The following is a 13,895-nucleotide window of genomic DNA, read 5'->3' on the forward strand; positions in this document are numbered from 1 at the left end:
GTGTATCTCCAGCTTACAGGTTCGATAGCGTTGCTGAGTTTAAATCGGATATTAGCAGTAGCCTTGTTAAATATCCAGTTTTTGCCGAAGTTCATGATGTTGGATTCCGAATAACAAACTATTCTGGAGGACCTGTTGTATATAAGGTGGGAATAAATTTTGCATATGGTACTTCCGAAGGTCTTGAATTTGAACTTCCTTAATGAACTGTCTACTTGAAAAGCCATTACTTGATGGCTTTTCAAGTTTCATTAATTGACGTGATCGGCTGAGATCATCGACAATTTCATGGAAACTATCGATGATCATTTTCGTAACTTCAAGCGTCTCGCAATATCAAAGATAACTGCCACAGTTACGCTATTTCCTGCTTGTTTGTAAAGCTGACTTGCTGAGTTTACAGCCGCTGCCAGATAGTATGCCCAATCTGGGAACGTCTGCAGCCGCCAGCACTCAAGTGGAGTTAGCTTTCTGACTCTAATTCCATCGAATACACCTGCATCATGATTTTGGGCTTTTATAGATCGACTAGCGCCTGGGAGTATTCCTCGATTAAATCCAGCTGAGTCATTGGTATAAAAACCCCCGATCTCTAAAAAATTATTCTCATGCCAACTATTTGATGATAATGTTGGCGCAATCTCATGCGAACCCCCTTCGTTATACCCTCTGGGCTTTTGAATGATCGCAACACCGTGCCTATCTTGCGCGGTAAGAGTAAACATTTCCTCGCCGTCATCCTTAAAACGTCTGCCGTTTTGTCTTTTTTCAGTTCTATCAGGCGTTAAAACTGGGATTGCGATTTTTAGTGGGTCTTTTTGTGTAGTTGTACTGCACATTGTCGGTGAAATACTATCGATCGATACGACGTCACCACTTTGAGAAAGTCCTTTTTTTCTTATGTTGCCGATTTTTTTGATTCCATATTGTCGATCAACCTCTGAGTCATTGTTTCCGAAAGGAAATACTTTTCGGGTACCTGCTCCTCTAAGATGTCCGATAATGAATACTCGCTCCCTGTTTTGTGGAACGTAGTCCTTAGAGTTAAGCACTTGCCATTCCACATCATACCCGAGTTCATCCAAGGCTCTGAGGATTGTCTCGAACGTATCCCCTCCTTCGTGATTAAGGAGTCCTTTGACGTTCTCAAGGAAAAGAAACTTAGGTCTGAGAATAGATGCGAACCTTGCAATCTCAAAGAAGAGAGTCCCGCGAGTATCGTCGAAACCTTTTCGCTTTCCTGCAACTGAGAAAGCTTGACACGGAAATCCTCCACAGATAATGTCGACACTTCCGATTCCTCGAACAAACTCATCTGTAACTGTTGTGATGTCATGCATTTCAACCTCATTTTCTGTATCGAATATCGCCTTGTAGCTTTTTCTAGCGAACTTATCTATTTCGCAAAAGCCGACACATTCATGACCGGCTTGTTCCATTCCGAGACGGAAGCCGCCGATTCCAGCGAATAGGTCTAAAAATTTCATACTCCCATCTCCTTTCTGACTTGATACGCGTGGTTAACTTACCTTTTCTATCATCTGGTCAATAGTTTCTGGCGTTTCTTGGACCTCCCAATAATTCTCAGGACTCCCGATAAACACCATTGATCCAACACCTTTCGGGTAATACTGAACTATTTCGTTCACACTAACTCGTATCTTTCCGACTGAATGCATACCAACGGTGTAAAGTGTAATAAACTGATTGTTCATTTGCCATCCTCCACTTTCTGAGCATCCATATTGATCATTTCAAATTCTTTAAGCAAATCCCAAACAAATGCTTTAGCAAAAATCTTATGCCCCCATTTATCTAGTTCATCATGAATTATTACTGAACCAAATGCATAATCTTCATCAGAAAGATTATTGATTTCCAACCATTTCCCTTCGTTGCGAAGTGGTTTAAATATTTGCCCGTGTTTAAATTCATTTGTTGCAGCTCCACGGTGTATTTCCCAGCCTTTGTAGATTCTCACTGTTCTACTCATTGCTTAAACCTCCTTGATCGTCTTCGTTAGCGGAACTTTTTAAATGGCATGTTTCATTTATTTTTTATGATACAATTTTCTAAAATAAGCTTGGAGGTTCTATTATGAAAATTGGAATTGTTTCTGCCATGGATTTGGAAATCCAACCTTTGATAGACAGACTAGCCCTCGTACAAAAATTCGAATATCTAGGCAGAAAATTTTATGTTTCAAATCAAGGCCTCCATCAATTTATTTTACTGTGCTCCGGTCAAGGCAAAACAAATAGTTCAATTTTCACCCAAGTGCTACTTGAAAAGTTTTCTCCCGAGTTGGTTCTTAATATTGGTATTTGTGGAGGAATATCTTCTAATTCTTCTTTATCAGATATTTACCTCGGAAAGAAATACTGTCATTACGACATTCGAAAAAAGCAATCACAACTTAAATTTCCTTATAAACTCTTTTACGAAGCCGATAAAGATGCAATTCATTCGTTCTCAAAACATGATCCTTCATTAAAAATAGGGACCTTTGGTACAGGAGAAGGTTTCGTCACCACTTCTGAACAAAGAACATCTTTAATAAATGACTTTCACGTTGATTGTGTTGACATGGAATCAGCCTCAATAGCCCAATGTTGCTTTTTGAATAAAATAAGCTTTTTATCCATACGTATTGTTTCTGACAAGGCTAATTCACAAGCGGCTAATATTGGAGAAATGGAGCAAAAAAAATTAATGTCAAAAATTTTCGACCTCATCTGCTTAATTTACAAAATAGAGTAAGCTTTTCTATTTAACTATTAATTCATGCATTTCTACGTGATAGCGTCCGTTAGCGGAGCTTTTTACTCGCCCATGCCTTTGCAAAATTCGTAAGAGTTTCGCAAATAATTAGAATAATAATTATTGTCATACCAGGATGTTGAGACATGTAATCGAATATTGTCATTTCGCATTCTCCTTTTTTGGACCATAAAAATACAAGGCCTGCTGTATATTTGAGCCAGCAAACCTTGCTGATTCTATACTTCAACTACTTTGTAATGAACATCATCAACTACTAATGAACAAATGCTGTAGTAATAGCCACCGTTTCCAGCATTCGCATAGCAATCCGCAAGAGCAACGATATTCTGATTATGATAAATCGTAACGATGCCGGCATTAATTCTAGTATCGTCATCAGGAATGTCTGTGACCAGTGGATCTGACACAGCAGTAATTACTGCATCTAGTTCTACTTCTCTGAATTCGCCATATGCATTCGCACAACAATCGTACTCACTTTCTTCAACAGATACGACAGTTCCGTCTTCCAAAGTCAGAGTATCGCTATCCCATTTAACAATTCGCTTATACAGAAGTAAATTTTTCAAGTCTTCGAAATCTCCGTATTCTCGCATAAAAATCATCCTTTCTAGGCTACATACTTCTCATGTTCCAGCTTTAAATCAGACCCACTCGTGTCAATGTACTGTAGCGTTGTGTCAACGTCTGTGTGACCCAAAAATCGCCTTACATCGTTCAAGCTCATTCCGCGCTTCAAGGCCAAAGTTGCTGCCGTCCTTCTAAATTTATGAGGATGTGCATGCGCTACTTTTGCTCGTTTAGCTATCTCTTTAATCATTTTCTGAATTCCATTCGCGGTCATAGCAGTTCCAACTCCATGCAATCCGCATAAAATTGGACCATCAGTATGAGGCTTAATCACTAAGTAGTTATCAATCGCAACTTTAGCTCTTGCGCTTACGAAAACGACTCTTTCTTTGTTTCCCTTTCCCACAACAGTAATTGATCCCCGTTGCTGGTCATAATTTTCCATTGCCAGTAACGTTAACTCAGTTACGCGGCATCCAGTACTTAAGAGCAACTCAATCACCGCTTTTTCTTTAGGTTTACGACAGGCATTCCTCATTAATTCGATTTCTACAGGTGTGAAGGCTTTTTTCAGTCGTTTCTCTACCTTGATTTTTTCAACACGGCGGCCGGGGTCTTTCGTGATATAGTCTTCCTCGAACAACCATTTGAAAAATCTACAGATAGCTCCTCTTTCGCGATCCAACGTCGCTGACGATAAATGATCAACCATGTCTCGCTGAGCGATATACAACCTTATGTCTTGTGTTGTCACTTCTTTGTACGGAAGTTTCGCCCAACGGTTAAATTTGTCAATGGTCCGCATAGCTAACTCAATCGTTCCTTGAGCTAAACCGCGGAGTTTCATACTCACAAAATATTGCTTGTATGCGGCTAGGTCGCTCGATTCGTCGTATATGACTAAATCTCGACTTTCTTTCTCAACACTTAAATTATTCAGATTAATAGTCAGTACAATTTTCAATTTCTTTAGTTGGCTTACTTCAAGTTCAGGTTCCATGTTACGAATTACAGCGTTTATTAACTGCTCTTTCATTTCCATGATTACCACCCTTTCAAGGTCAGCTCACACAAATATCTAATTGTTTTTTTGACGTTTTTAAAAATCTATCTCTTAAGAGACTATGCTTTCTTTTTTGTATCCAAGTTCTATCAGAAATTCTTCCCGTTGATTTAAAGCCACTCTATGACTTACTTTTGTCTGTACACTTTTAGCAATTTGCTTTGCCTTTGAAATACTCGTATAGCAGTAACTGTGATTAGTTTCATCAACAACAATTGCTGCAACATCGTCGTGATATATTCGATACACCGAATCACTCCGTTTTAATTTTTCTCTTCTCAAGCAGATGCAGATAAAGTAAACCAACATCAATCACTTTCTGGTTCATTTTAATTGCTACTTGTGAAGGCTTAAGTCCTTGGGAAAAGAGCGAGATAGCTCGCTCAATTTCCTCTTTGGACCATACCCACTTTGCTTCTTCCAATATCAAAACTCGTTCCTCTTTATCTATACGGATCATCTTCCAGATCATCAGAATCAAACTCTGTATTTTCCGAAGCTTCATTCGTTGGTTCAGCAGCTGGATCAACGTCTTCTGCAGTTTCTACTAAATCAGTTTCCGAACCTGGATCAACGTCTTCTTTATAGGCGGCTGATTCGACATCTTCTTCATTTTCCTGATCAGGCCCTGCATCATCTGTCTTTTCATCTTCCTTGGGTTCCTTAAACACTACTTCATCCCGAACTTTGTTCCACGCATCAGCGAATGGAGCAAAATGTTTTCTCGCTTTTTCAATTTCAGCTAATAATGCAGCGTCAGACATTTCATACGCATCTGCAACTTCGCCTAGGTCATCTCCTTGGTCCAAGCGCGAAATAACGTCGCGTGGATTGATGATCCCCGGAAATTCAAATGAGTTTGAGCACATGATGTATTCATCAATTAAATCTTTATCGACTTTCTTTTCGATTTCTCGAATATCAATATTTCCTTTTCCATCGACATCCAATTGAGTCTGTTCAATCTCTCTCATTTCCGTCGTACCATCAGGGTTAACTATCCATTCTTGAACAGGTTTGTTCGTGCTACGATCAATTTTTTGAGTGTAAGAGTAATGATCTGCGAGCATAGCTACAACAACAGTTTTTCCTGATAGCTTTCTTAAATCCTCGTACTGACCATCTAATGAACCATTTTTTACTTCTAAAGTAATTTTTGTTAAGTCCTCGCTCGCGATATTAATTGATTTGATTGTTGGTTTAAATTCTATTGACATTTTTTATCCTCCTAATAGTTAGTTGCGTCTTTCCAGTGGTAATTGAAGTCGCTAGTGATGAACGGCTCCTTTTCCCTTAAGGATTTTGTCATCCCTTGAGTTATAACTTTAAAATCATTTTTCCGAATAACTACTGCCTCAACAGGATGCTGAAACTGTATGGCAAACAATCGGAATCTTATTTTGTTGGATTGATCAATTCCATATGCGCCAAAGCTATTTTTAACATCTATAACGTGAAGCCAGTTGCCAGAATGATCTTTAATAATGAAGTCTGGTGTGTAAGCTATTTGTGTTATTTTCCCACCTTCCGGAAGCTCTGTAAGTTCAGTTAATTTGAACCGCGGATGCACTTCAAATGGCAATCCGCAATCTCTGACAAAGCGCTGGTAAAATAGTGCTTCTTTTTCTGAGTCAAACTTAAAGCCATCTATAACGACTTTCTTCCCACGCTTGTTTAAAGCTGTTGGACTATTTCCCATAAAGATTTCCTTCCCGCATCCATGCTTGATTTGCTTTCATGGATGACGTTTTCCTTTTGGATTCTATTTTAGTGCGAACCACTTTTCTATCTGTCTTATCAATTAGTTCCACGACTTTGCCGCCACAAGTTATGGCGACTGCCTCGGCCATCTCGTACTCGTCATGTTTTTTGGCATGTATTGAGCTTGGTCTGCCGTTTCCATGTTCATCGAGATAACACTCTTTTTTTACGACAAAACTCAAATCGGATTCCTCCTTTTATCAGATGTCTCTTTAAAACGAAAAGCACTCAACTTATCGTCTGCTTTTGCTCCGTTCATCATTCGTGAATAAATTCGCTCTCCATAAAGAGATAAAATCTGACTTGAGTTCAGATTGCTAGTAAAAATCGTAGCCTTTTCCAGACGCGCTTCAGCTAATGACTGCAGTGTTTCAATAACAAATGACGTTGGCTGTGAAGGGTTCTCTGCTGTTCCTAGCTCTGCTCCTAAATCGTCGATCACACAAACGTCCATCTTTTTGATTTCGGTCATCAACGCTCCACGGATTGATTTCCGTACTTCATCATCGTTGATAGCTACACGTAACTGTTCCAATAATTCGCGGAAGTTAATGATCCCAACAGTCCGTTTATAATTGGATTTCTCTAATACTTCAAAGATGATCGCAGCCGCTAGATGTGTTTTACCTGCACCGGGATTTCCGGTAAAAATCACATGCAGGTTTTCATGGTTAAGAATTTTGTTCATCCAGTTTTGAGCTTTAAATTTTGCCTGTTGTGTTTCCTGATCAACAACCTTGTAGCTCTCGAAACTGCTTCGCCAAACTTTCATATCAGTCACGATCGAATTATTTATCATTTTTAATTCAGCAGCCTTTTTCACTGATTCATCTACAATGACTTGATTTTTAACACTGTTGCGTTGCGTCATTTCCCAATGACCACATCCCGGTGCAATACAAACTGGCGCACATCGTTCTGATCCATCTTTATTTTTGTTTTCCCATTTAAGCATTGGGACGCCACATTTTGGACAGGGTCCGGCTTCAATCAATGCTCCAAATCTTTTAGTAATGCCTTCGATCAAAAATCATCACCCGACTCTTTCCATTCGCGTTGTTGTGAAGAAGTTTTTCTGTGTCGCTTTTTTGTTTCGGTTTTCTTGTCCAACGCTTTAACATCAGCCACTGACTTAATACCTTGTTTTTCCCAAGATCGCAGAATGCTTTCTGTGTATTTGAAGTTTGTAGCATTTCCTTTAGCCGAAATTCGTAAAGCTTCAATCACTAATTCTTGAGATAAGTCATCCGACCAGTATCGAAGACTCTCAACCATGAATGAATTGATCATTCCGAAAACTGATTCATATGCTTTAATGACATTTTGAAAAGATGAACTTTTTCCCTCTTCTACAGCAACAACAACATTCTTATCATTCTTTTCATTCTTGTATGTGGACACTTGCTGGACAGTTGATGGACGACCGCTGGACACTTGTTGGTCACTGCCTTGATACTCATTCCAGTTTTTTATTGATATGACGCTGTATTTTGAGGTTGATTTGATGGACAACATTTCTTCTTTTTCAAATCGTTTTAGCCATCTCCATAACGTACGCCCGACAATTTGTTGGTCACGCGGCACTCCCTCATTGAATTCTTTTTCGATAACGGCGCGCCCTGTGACGAATTGACCGCTGGACACAGCTATTTCTTGACCGTTAAAAATGAAACGACTTTCTTTGTGGCTAGCTTTCGTCAAACACAGAATCCAGAGTTTCAACATATTTGAATTAGTCCAAACGAATGAACCAGTCACTTTTCTATATAATTTGATATAGCCATGGTTCATTCGATCACCACCTAAGCTATATAGACAGGAACTCCAACAAGCTGCTGGGTTTCTTCTTTAAATTGTTTTTCGATACTATTTGAATCCGATAAATGTAGAAGCCATACTTCCTGCAATCGATCCGATTTATTAGCTTTGATAAATTCTTTCGTTTGCTTGAAATCGAAGTGACTTTCTAGCAAGCGAGTCCTTCTTTTCAAATCAAAACCGTCTGTCATTTTTTCGTCGATTACTTCTTTTGAAAAATTAGCCTCTACCATCATGTGAGTTACATTTGGGAAACGGTACTTCACGTAATAGGAGTCAGTGATGAAAACCAGCCGATCACTAGTTGTATTGTCGATTAGGAAACCACAAGGCTCTTCGGCATCGTGCTTGGTCTCGAACGGTGTCACGTACCAGCTACCGATCTTGACTGTCTCCCTGTATTTCATAAAATTGAATCGATAATAGTCGTTAGCTTCTAAGTGTAAGACTGGATCAGCCGACATCCCTTTGAAAGTTCCCTGAGTGCTAAAGAATTCTACTGAAGTCATATCAATCAGCTGTGGTACATATTTACAGTGATCGCGGTGTTCGTGACTTATTAGGCAACCGACAACTTTAGAGAAATCAAACCTCATTGATTGCTGAACTTTTTTGAATTGAACACCAGCCTCAATCATTAGCTGAGAATGACCATCATCAATTAGATAGCCATTCCCGCTACTTCCTGAACCAAAGCTTTTAATCTTAAGCATATGGATCAGCATCCTCTTGTGAGTCTGGTTCAATAAAGATCGACTGTTCTTCGTCTTCGTTAACTTGAGGTTCGTCAATATCTTCTACACGCTTTGGATCGAGCACCTCACTGTTTGCGTTTTGATCAATCTCGTCGATGATATCCGCTTCTTTTCTTTCCTTTTCGTCATGGTATTCACTAGCAGTAGTATTGTTGATTGCTTCAATCAGCAAATCACTGTCGTCGCTTGTATTGACAAAAGCCTTAGCCGCACGATTAATAACTGTTCTTTTTGCCATTTCTTGAGGAAAATCATTCTGGACATTTTTCGTTTTTGCTTTGCTCCAAGATTTATCGATTTCTTTTTTGGTCATGGTAGTAAGTACTCGTTCGCCGTCCGTTTTTTCGATAATGCAATATGCTCCGATAATTTCGTTGTCGCGATTTTCAAATGCTGTTTGATGTTCCTTAAGCGTTTCACGTCCGTCGACAATTTCAATATCAAAGGTGTCCCCTTTGTAAATGACATTTGCCCAAATATCCTTAACATTGGATAGACGTTTTAAGACTGCTTGTGTACCGAAATATGATCGGTTCAACTGCAGCTTATTTCCATATACAATGAAATAGCATTGCTTTTTCGCAGGACTTAGACCTTGAACGACCATGTCGAGTAAGGTATTTGCGATTGATTCCTTAGTGCAAACATCAAGAGCCGGTTTTTTATTTCGATCTTGAACCTCCTGTAGTTCAAAGAACGCACTTTTTAAAGCATTTGCTGATGCGTAACCCGGTGGTAAATGTAGCCCTTCATTTTTTAATGCCGCCAATTTGCCGTTGACGTGATCTGTAATATCTTTTTGTAAAACCGCTGGTGTTTGATTAGTCATTATTTTTCATCCCCCGTAAATAATTTGAATTCCTCTCCATTTATGGAGAAAAAAATCGAGCATATCCATTCCGTTTTACTATGAGCGACTAACTCCGAGTGCACTTCTGACTTTAATGTTTGTAGATCGTCATAGACATTGATAAAATGCTTCGTTCCTTGAACTTTTGCATAAACCATGATCTCCATTAGTCAATCATCCCTTTCGTGAGTTCTCTCAGTTCTTTTTCAGATCTGTCAATCAAATCTTCAAAATGCTTAATCGCAAGAACCTTAAAAGATTCCACAGCCGAATCGTTTATTGATAAAGCGGTAGTTTTTCCAATATCAACACGATCAAACGAAAACTCTCCGTTTTTACTCAGTACCGAAATAGAGTCCATTTTTTCTAAACTTTCTTTCCTTTTTCTGTAACCAGATATTTTATTTGATAAATTATTAACCTTGCTCGAAAAATCCCAATATTTGTCTAAGTCCATTTTCTATACCTCTACTTTCAGCTTCTCGTCCTCAGTAACTTGTAGTTCGATCATTTGAGTGTTCAGGATTTGAAGCTCATTGACAGACTCTGCATTGTCAACGAACACCGGCATAGTGATCCCGATTTCTCGAGACAATGTGCGGATAATATCCAGATCACAATTGATTCGTGCGCCGTTGTTTAAACCGCTACTATACTCAATGCCTTGATATGTTGCTTCGCACATCTCTTTGATGCCTTCATTTTTCTGAACATCGAACAATTTCCATTTAACGATTGCGAAACGCTCATTGATTGACTCCTCGATCAGCTTCACTTTGCGACGAGTAAATTCTTCAATCAACCACAATTGCTTTTCGACTAACTGATTTTGATTCTTCAAATCTTTATCCTGGTCTTTTAGCTCGACTAATCTATCATCGTAGGTTTTGATCATGTCGAACTTCTGCATTTCTTGATTCAACCCTGCTAAAATCTGTTTATCCGACTGGATCTCAGCGGATAATTTTTCAGCCTCAGCATTATTGTCTTTAGCCGCTGCACGCTCCATAGCTGTTTCAAGCTGTGTGTTTTTCGCAATGATGGCTCGATAGATTTGCGAATCCTCGAACACTCCTTGCTTACCTTTTTGGAAGATTAAATCATTATTGATTTCATCCAAACGAGATTCAGAAGCCTGCAACCTATTCCTTTTTTCACTAATTTCTTTTTGAAGTACAGGTATTTCAGCCTTGAGCTTTTTGGCATCTTGACTGATGGGACGACCAATCTCAACGTTCTTTTCTATTTTTTCGGCTTTATTTTTATTGAATGTAGCTCTTAAATCTTCTATCTCGGCTTCTGGTAAATCTTGGCCACAAGTCGGACAAGTGGTTTGTTGTTCATCAAATTCAAGTGCATCAAGATCATCATATTTAATTCGATGCTCTGCCAAGAACTCCTGCTTCTCTTTCAACGCTTCTTGCATTCGGTACTCTTTAGCTTCCAGTGCAGATAAATCGGTGCGCAGCGAATTAACTAAAGCGTGTTGATTATTGAAGTCTTCTTGTAAACTAGATGTTGCTGCAAAAGCATTAGTTTGGAACTTTGTTTTTTCATCAACAAGCTTTGCCCGAAGTTCCGCTTGTTCCTGTTTCAACTCATTCAGTTCATGATTAACGGCGCCCGCTTTCGCATCTAGTAGCCATGAGTCTTTCTCAGTGATCAACGCTGTCATTTCATCAATATCTTTTTGTACAGCTTCCTTCGGTCGGTCTCCAACATTTAAACTTGCTTTCATATCAGTGACTTCTTGAATACGCGCAGGCATGCCATCAATGTCTGATTTAATATCTGATTTTTGACCTTTAAGTATTTTCTTCATTTCATCAATGCTGTGATCGCCTATGAAATCATTGATTTCTTTGAGTTCATCATCTTCTTTGATAATCTGTTCATCTGTTAAGTCAGTAAGATCAATCAATCGCTCACGCCGATCTTTCCAGTTCAATGTCATAAAAAAAGACGAATTAGAGAGCATCTGTAGTGACTGCTCGCCGCCTATTTCATCTAGGTATGATTTCCAGTCCTTCTCTTTAATCGGAACTGAATCGATGAAGTATCTTGTGCTGTCGCTACTACGAGTCTTCTCAAGTTCACCTTTCTTGGTCGTCCATTTTTCCTCTTGAATCCGTTTGAGAACCGTTACTTTTCCGTCGATGATCAGTTCTGCTTCAACCATTGGTTCTAAACCTAAAAGCTCTTGATTCTGCTTGTCACGCGGTTTCGGATTAAGTTTTGCTCCGGTAGAATCTTTACCGAAAAACAGCCACTGAAGTCCATCCGCAAGTGTTGTTTTCCCTAATCCGTTCCGACCGCTGATAACTGCGGAGGCTCCATTTAAGGTCAATTCGAAATCTTCAAGGCCTTTGAAATGCTTGTACTTTAATTTATTGATTAGAATTTCAGTCATGTGTTAAACTCTCCTTAGATAAACTTTTTTGTTTTTGGCTTATCTCGGCGGCTTCCGAGGTAGGCCTTTTTTGTTCTGCTCATGCAGCATTACTCCCGATTCTTCTTTTGAACTAAGTTTGTTACAATTAAAACTCCGAAAAGCGCTACTCCTGCTTGCCATAATCCAGCTAGAAAACTTGTTGTCATCGCACCAGTTAATAGTGTTTTTTTCGAGCGACACCGTGCTTTATCATTCGCAACAGACACCGGAATGGTTTCGACATAGTCAAAATCGTTTCTCATTAGCTTTCTCCTTTCAAATATTTAAAACAACGAGTGTATACATGATTGCTACTAGAAAGATCAACATCGAAAAAACTCGCCCAATAAAATCTTTGTAATACAAATTGATACCAATATAGATTAGACATACGGTCCATATAATTATTAAGTAGATTGGTTTCATAATTTCACCGTGATTCGTGCCTTTCGATCGTGTAGGTATCGCAGCAATGTTTTACGAGCATCAGCTTTCGATTTTAACCAGTGGATTATTGTCCCAGATTTCGTTATCACTTTTATTTGCATAACAGCCTCTTTCCATTTAACGAATTCTATATGCCTGCCTATGGCTTTTAGTTTTCATATTCCTTTAAGAATTCCGCTATATTTTGTTTTGAAATAAATTTTGTTCCATCGATCACTGAAATTTTGAGTCCATAGTTTTCAGTGAAGTTTTTTAAAGTGTTATAAGAAACCCCTAAATATTCAGCGGCTTCACCAATTCTAAGAAAATCCCGTGTGATGAATTTTCCAACAACATTCTTTTCTACTGCAATATTAATTGCTGAATTTACTCTTAACTGTATTAAGTCTTCTTGCTCCTTAGAAAGAACAAACTCTATGGACATTTAACTCACCTCATTAAGAAACTTATTTACAAAGTAGATTTGACCTTTACCAGTAATCTTTGGTGTACGACTAATTCGAATACTTCCGTCAGGATTGTTGTGCGTGCGCTCCTTGATTTCTGCAACTCCTAAATCCAACGATCGTTGAGTTGGCATATTATAGCTATCTCCTTTTCGAGCGATTAGATAGCCATTATCTCTTAACCATTGAAACAGGCGGTTCTGCCCAATGTTATAGCCGTTTTGTTTGATTATCTTAGCTAAATCCCCGATTAAGATTGAAGTTTTGCTAGCGTCCACTGCATCAGCGAAAAGTGCTTTGGGTTTTAACTCATTATTTTCAAGCTCTAACGCTTCAACCTTGCGAGTTTGAATCTGTAAAGCCCGCTGAACAACCATTTCTGGATTATTCCACGCTCTTTCAACTTTTAAAAAATACTGACGTGCTTGTTTACCTTTCTCAGATCGTTGAATCATTGAGATTTCTTTTGCCATATCTAGTTTCAGGGCATGATCTTGTAATTCTTGTCTTGCCAGGGTGTTAAAAACTTTACACCCAGTAAAATCAATATTTTCAGTAAATCCGTATTTCAACATACGTTCAAACCAAGTTGAATATCGTTCAGTTACTTCTAAGAACTTGTGGAGATCACGCCCGCTGACCAACTGTTCATCGTTTTCATTAATTGTCACTTTGATTAGTTCGTTCATATTTATCCCCCTATCGAATTCTGTAACGCGAAATAATGTCAGTTATCTGTTTAAAATGTTTATCGGGGTACTTTAAAATTTTTCGAAGATACTGCTCCGAAATGTTTAGCGCACTGGCGACATCCGGAATCTCCCAACCTTTATCCTCAAAATGCCGCAAGATTTTATTGCGAGTTTCTTGAGCATCAGCCATTTGTTTCACTCCTTTCAATTGAATGAGTAAACAAATTTAACAACTATTTTCTAAACTCCGTTGACACGAATAGAGTTTTATTCTATAC

Annotated in this window: 22 protein-coding genes; 2 read left to right on the plus strand and 20 right to left on the minus strand. The window is 38.8% G+C overall.

From position 1 onward, the window contains the following. On the plus strand, positions 1-203 hold a 203-nt coding region (locus A5875_RS24040), incomplete at its 5' end, for a hypothetical protein (protein WP_217809364.1). 102 nt (positions 204-305) lie between these two features. Here A5875_RS24040 and A5875_RS21225 read toward each other — a convergent pair. The 3 genes from A5875_RS21225 to A5875_RS21235 are packed head-to-tail and all read right to left on the minus strand — an operon-like array spanning position 306 to position 1,993. Then, on the minus strand, positions 306-1,487 hold the full coding sequence (locus tag A5875_RS21225; protein WP_088935555.1) for a DNA cytosine methyltransferase: 1,182 nt from the start codon (positions 1,485-1,487) through the stop codon (positions 306-308). A gap of 33 nt (positions 1,488-1,520) precedes the next feature. Continuing rightward, a complete protein-coding gene (locus A5875_RS21230) occupies positions 1,521-1,715 on the minus strand; it encodes a hypothetical protein (protein WP_088935556.1) in 195 nt (64 codons plus the stop codon). Then, positions 1,712-1,993, minus strand: coding sequence for a hypothetical protein (locus A5875_RS21235; protein WP_088935557.1), 282 nt, complete (start codon positions 1,991-1,993; stop codon positions 1,712-1,714). Before A5875_RS21235 ends, A5875_RS21230 begins: the two co-directional genes overlap by 4 nt. A gap of 104 nt (positions 1,994-2,097) precedes the next feature. Here A5875_RS21235 and A5875_RS21240 point away from each other — a divergent pair, with 104 nt between their 5' ends. Beyond that, positions 2,098-2,760: a 5'-methylthioadenosine/S-adenosylhomocysteine nucleosidase gene (locus tag A5875_RS21240; protein WP_088935558.1), complete on the plus strand. Its 663-nt coding sequence runs from the start codon at positions 2,098-2,100 to the stop codon at positions 2,758-2,760. Between the two features lie 239 nt (positions 2,761-2,999). On the opposite strand, the gene A5875_RS21245 is transcribed toward A5875_RS21240, so the two are convergent. From A5875_RS21245 to A5875_RS21330, 17 genes are all read right to left on the minus strand, one after another. Next, complete coding sequence (locus A5875_RS21245) at positions 3,000-3,380, minus strand: DUF7448 domain-containing protein (protein ID WP_242551256.1); 381 nt, start codon at positions 3,378-3,380, stop codon at positions 3,000-3,002. Positions 3,381-3,394: 14 nt separating this feature from the next. Then, positions 3,395-4,396 (minus strand): tyrosine-type recombinase/integrase, encoded by a 1,002-nt coding sequence (locus tag A5875_RS21250; RefSeq protein WP_088935560.1) that lies wholly within the window; start codon positions 4,394-4,396, stop codon positions 3,395-3,397. A 274-nt stretch (positions 4,397-4,670) separates the two neighbouring features. Continuing rightward, complete coding sequence (locus A5875_RS21260) at positions 4,671-4,877, minus strand: hypothetical protein (protein ID WP_422851555.1); 207 nt, start codon at positions 4,875-4,877, stop codon at positions 4,671-4,673. Beyond that, positions 4,861-5,634, minus strand: coding sequence for a hypothetical protein (locus A5875_RS21265; RefSeq protein WP_088935562.1), 774 nt, complete (start codon positions 5,632-5,634; stop codon positions 4,861-4,863). Before A5875_RS21265 ends, A5875_RS21260 begins: the two co-directional genes overlap by 17 nt. Before the next feature lie 11 nt (positions 5,635-5,645). Beyond that, positions 5,646-6,116, minus strand: a complete 471-nt coding sequence (locus A5875_RS21270; RefSeq protein WP_088935563.1) for a DUF1064 domain-containing protein — start codon at positions 6,114-6,116, stop codon at positions 5,646-5,648. After that, positions 6,106-6,360 (minus strand): hypothetical protein, encoded by a 255-nt coding sequence (locus A5875_RS21275; RefSeq protein WP_088935564.1) that lies wholly within the window; start codon positions 6,358-6,360, stop codon positions 6,106-6,108. Before A5875_RS21275 ends, A5875_RS21270 begins: the two co-directional genes overlap by 11 nt. Then, positions 6,357-7,133, minus strand: coding sequence for an ATP-binding protein (locus A5875_RS21280; protein WP_088935868.1), 777 nt, complete (start codon positions 7,131-7,133; stop codon positions 6,357-6,359). Before A5875_RS21280 ends, A5875_RS21275 begins: the two co-directional genes overlap by 4 nt. A 68-nt stretch (positions 7,134-7,201) precedes the next feature. Further along, positions 7,202-7,969 carry a DnaD domain-containing protein gene (locus tag A5875_RS21285; RefSeq protein WP_088935565.1) on the minus strand — a complete coding sequence of 256 codons (768 nt, stop codon included), beginning with the start codon at positions 7,967-7,969 and terminating at the stop codon, positions 7,202-7,204. 11 nt (positions 7,970-7,980) lie between these two features. After that, the gene (locus A5875_RS21290) at positions 7,981-8,709 is read right to left on the minus strand and encodes an MBL fold metallo-hydrolase (RefSeq protein WP_088935566.1); all 729 of its coding nucleotides are present in this window, start codon (positions 8,707-8,709) and stop codon (positions 7,981-7,983) included. Further along, positions 8,702-9,580: a recombinase RecT gene (locus A5875_RS21295; protein WP_088935567.1), complete on the minus strand. Its 879-nt coding sequence runs from the start codon at positions 9,578-9,580 to the stop codon at positions 8,702-8,704. The genes A5875_RS21290 and A5875_RS21295 overlap by 8 nt, the downstream gene beginning before the upstream one ends. Next, positions 9,580-9,768: a hypothetical protein gene (locus A5875_RS21300; RefSeq protein WP_088935568.1), complete on the minus strand. Its 189-nt coding sequence runs from the start codon at positions 9,766-9,768 to the stop codon at positions 9,580-9,582. Before A5875_RS21300 ends, A5875_RS21295 begins: the two co-directional genes overlap by 1 nt. Next, complete coding sequence (locus A5875_RS21305; RefSeq protein WP_088935569.1) at positions 9,768-10,058, minus strand: hypothetical protein; 291 nt, start codon at positions 10,056-10,058, stop codon at positions 9,768-9,770. Before A5875_RS21305 ends, A5875_RS21300 begins: the two co-directional genes overlap by 1 nt. 3 nt (positions 10,059-10,061) lie before the next feature. After that, a complete protein-coding gene (locus A5875_RS21310; RefSeq protein WP_088935570.1) occupies positions 10,062-12,011 on the minus strand; it encodes a hypothetical protein in 1,950 nt (649 codons plus the stop codon). An 89-nt stretch (positions 12,012-12,100) separates the two neighbouring features. Then, positions 12,101-12,295 (minus strand): hypothetical protein, encoded by a 195-nt coding sequence (locus A5875_RS21315; protein ID WP_088935571.1) that lies wholly within the window; start codon positions 12,293-12,295, stop codon positions 12,101-12,103. Positions 12,296-12,627: 332 nt separating this feature from the next. Further along, the gene (locus tag A5875_RS21320) at positions 12,628-12,903 is read right to left on the minus strand and encodes a helix-turn-helix domain-containing protein (protein ID WP_088935572.1); all 276 of its coding nucleotides are present in this window, start codon (positions 12,901-12,903) and stop codon (positions 12,628-12,630) included. Beyond that, positions 12,904-13,614 (minus strand): phage antirepressor KilAC domain-containing protein, encoded by a 711-nt coding sequence (locus tag A5875_RS21325; RefSeq protein ID WP_088935573.1) that lies wholly within the window; start codon positions 13,612-13,614, stop codon positions 12,904-12,906. It lies immediately after the preceding gene. 10 nt (positions 13,615-13,624) lie between these two features. After that, positions 13,625-13,807, minus strand: coding sequence for a hypothetical protein (locus tag A5875_RS21330; protein WP_088935574.1), 183 nt, complete (start codon positions 13,805-13,807; stop codon positions 13,625-13,627). Positions 13,808-13,895 lie beyond the last annotated feature (88 nt).

It is taken from the genome of Enterococcus sp. 3H8_DIV0648 (genome assembly GCF_002140655.1).
Classification (GTDB): Bacteria; Bacillota; Bacilli; order Lactobacillales; family Enterococcaceae; genus Enterococcus_A; species Enterococcus_A hulanensis.

Coding starts and splice junctions, on each gene's coding strand:
- A5875_RS21225 (WP_088935555.1), bottom strand. CDS start 1,487: ATGAAATTTTTAGACCTATTCGCTGGAATCGGCGGCTTCCGTCTCGGA.
- A5875_RS21230 (WP_088935556.1), bottom strand. CDS start 1,715: ATGAACAATCAGTTTATTACACTTTACACCGTTGGTATGCATTCAGTC.
- A5875_RS21235 (WP_088935557.1), bottom strand. CDS start 1,993: ATGAGTAGAACAGTGAGAATCTACAAAGGCTGGGAAATACACCGTGGA.
- A5875_RS21240 (WP_088935558.1), top strand. CDS start 2,098: ATGAAAATTGGAATTGTTTCTGCCATGGATTTGGAAATCCAACCTTTG.
- A5875_RS21245 (WP_242551256.1), bottom strand. CDS start 3,380: ATGCGAGAATACGGAGATTTCGAAGACTTGAAAAATTTACTTCTGTAT.
- A5875_RS21250 (WP_088935560.1), bottom strand. CDS start 4,396: ATGGAAATGAAAGAGCAGTTAATAAACGCTGTAATTCGTAACATGGAA.
- A5875_RS21260 (WP_422851555.1), bottom strand. CDS start 4,877: ATGATCCGTATAGATAAAGAGGAACGAGTTTTGATATTGGAAGAAGCA.
- A5875_RS21265 (WP_088935562.1), bottom strand. CDS start 5,634: ATGTCAATAGAATTTAAACCAACAATCAAATCAATTAATATCGCGAGC.
- A5875_RS21270 (WP_088935563.1), bottom strand. CDS start 6,116: ATGGGAAATAGTCCAACAGCTTTAAACAAGCGTGGGAAGAAAGTCGTT.
- A5875_RS21280 (WP_088935868.1), bottom strand. CDS start 7,133: ATGCTTAAATGGGAAAACAAAAATAAAGATGGATCAGAACGATGTGCG.
- A5875_RS21285 (WP_088935565.1), bottom strand. CDS start 7,969: ATGAACCATGGCTATATCAAATTATATAGAAAAGTGACTGGTTCATTC.
- A5875_RS21290 (WP_088935566.1), bottom strand. CDS start 8,709: ATGCTTAAGATTAAAAGCTTTGGTTCAGGAAGTAGCGGGAATGGCTAT.
- A5875_RS21295 (WP_088935567.1), bottom strand. CDS start 9,580: ATGACTAATCAAACACCAGCGGTTTTACAAAAAGATATTACAGATCAC.
- A5875_RS21300 (WP_088935568.1), bottom strand. CDS start 9,768: ATGGAGATCATGGTTTATGCAAAAGTTCAAGGAACGAAGCATTTTATC.
- A5875_RS21305 (WP_088935569.1), bottom strand. CDS start 10,058: ATGGACTTAGACAAATATTGGGATTTTTCGAGCAAGGTTAATAATTTA.
- A5875_RS21310 (WP_088935570.1), bottom strand. CDS start 12,011: ATGACTGAAATTCTAATCAATAAATTAAAGTACAAGCATTTCAAAGGC.
- A5875_RS21315 (WP_088935571.1), bottom strand. CDS start 12,295: ATGAGAAACGATTTTGACTATGTCGAAACCATTCCGGTGTCTGTTGCG.
- A5875_RS21320 (WP_088935572.1), bottom strand. CDS start 12,903: ATGTCCATAGAGTTTGTTCTTTCTAAGGAGCAAGAAGACTTAATACAG.
- A5875_RS21325 (WP_088935573.1), bottom strand. CDS start 13,614: ATGAACGAACTAATCAAAGTGACAATTAATGAAAACGATGAACAGTTG.
- A5875_RS21330 (WP_088935574.1), bottom strand. CDS start 13,807: ATGGCTGATGCTCAAGAAACTCGCAATAAAATCTTGCGGCATTTTGAG.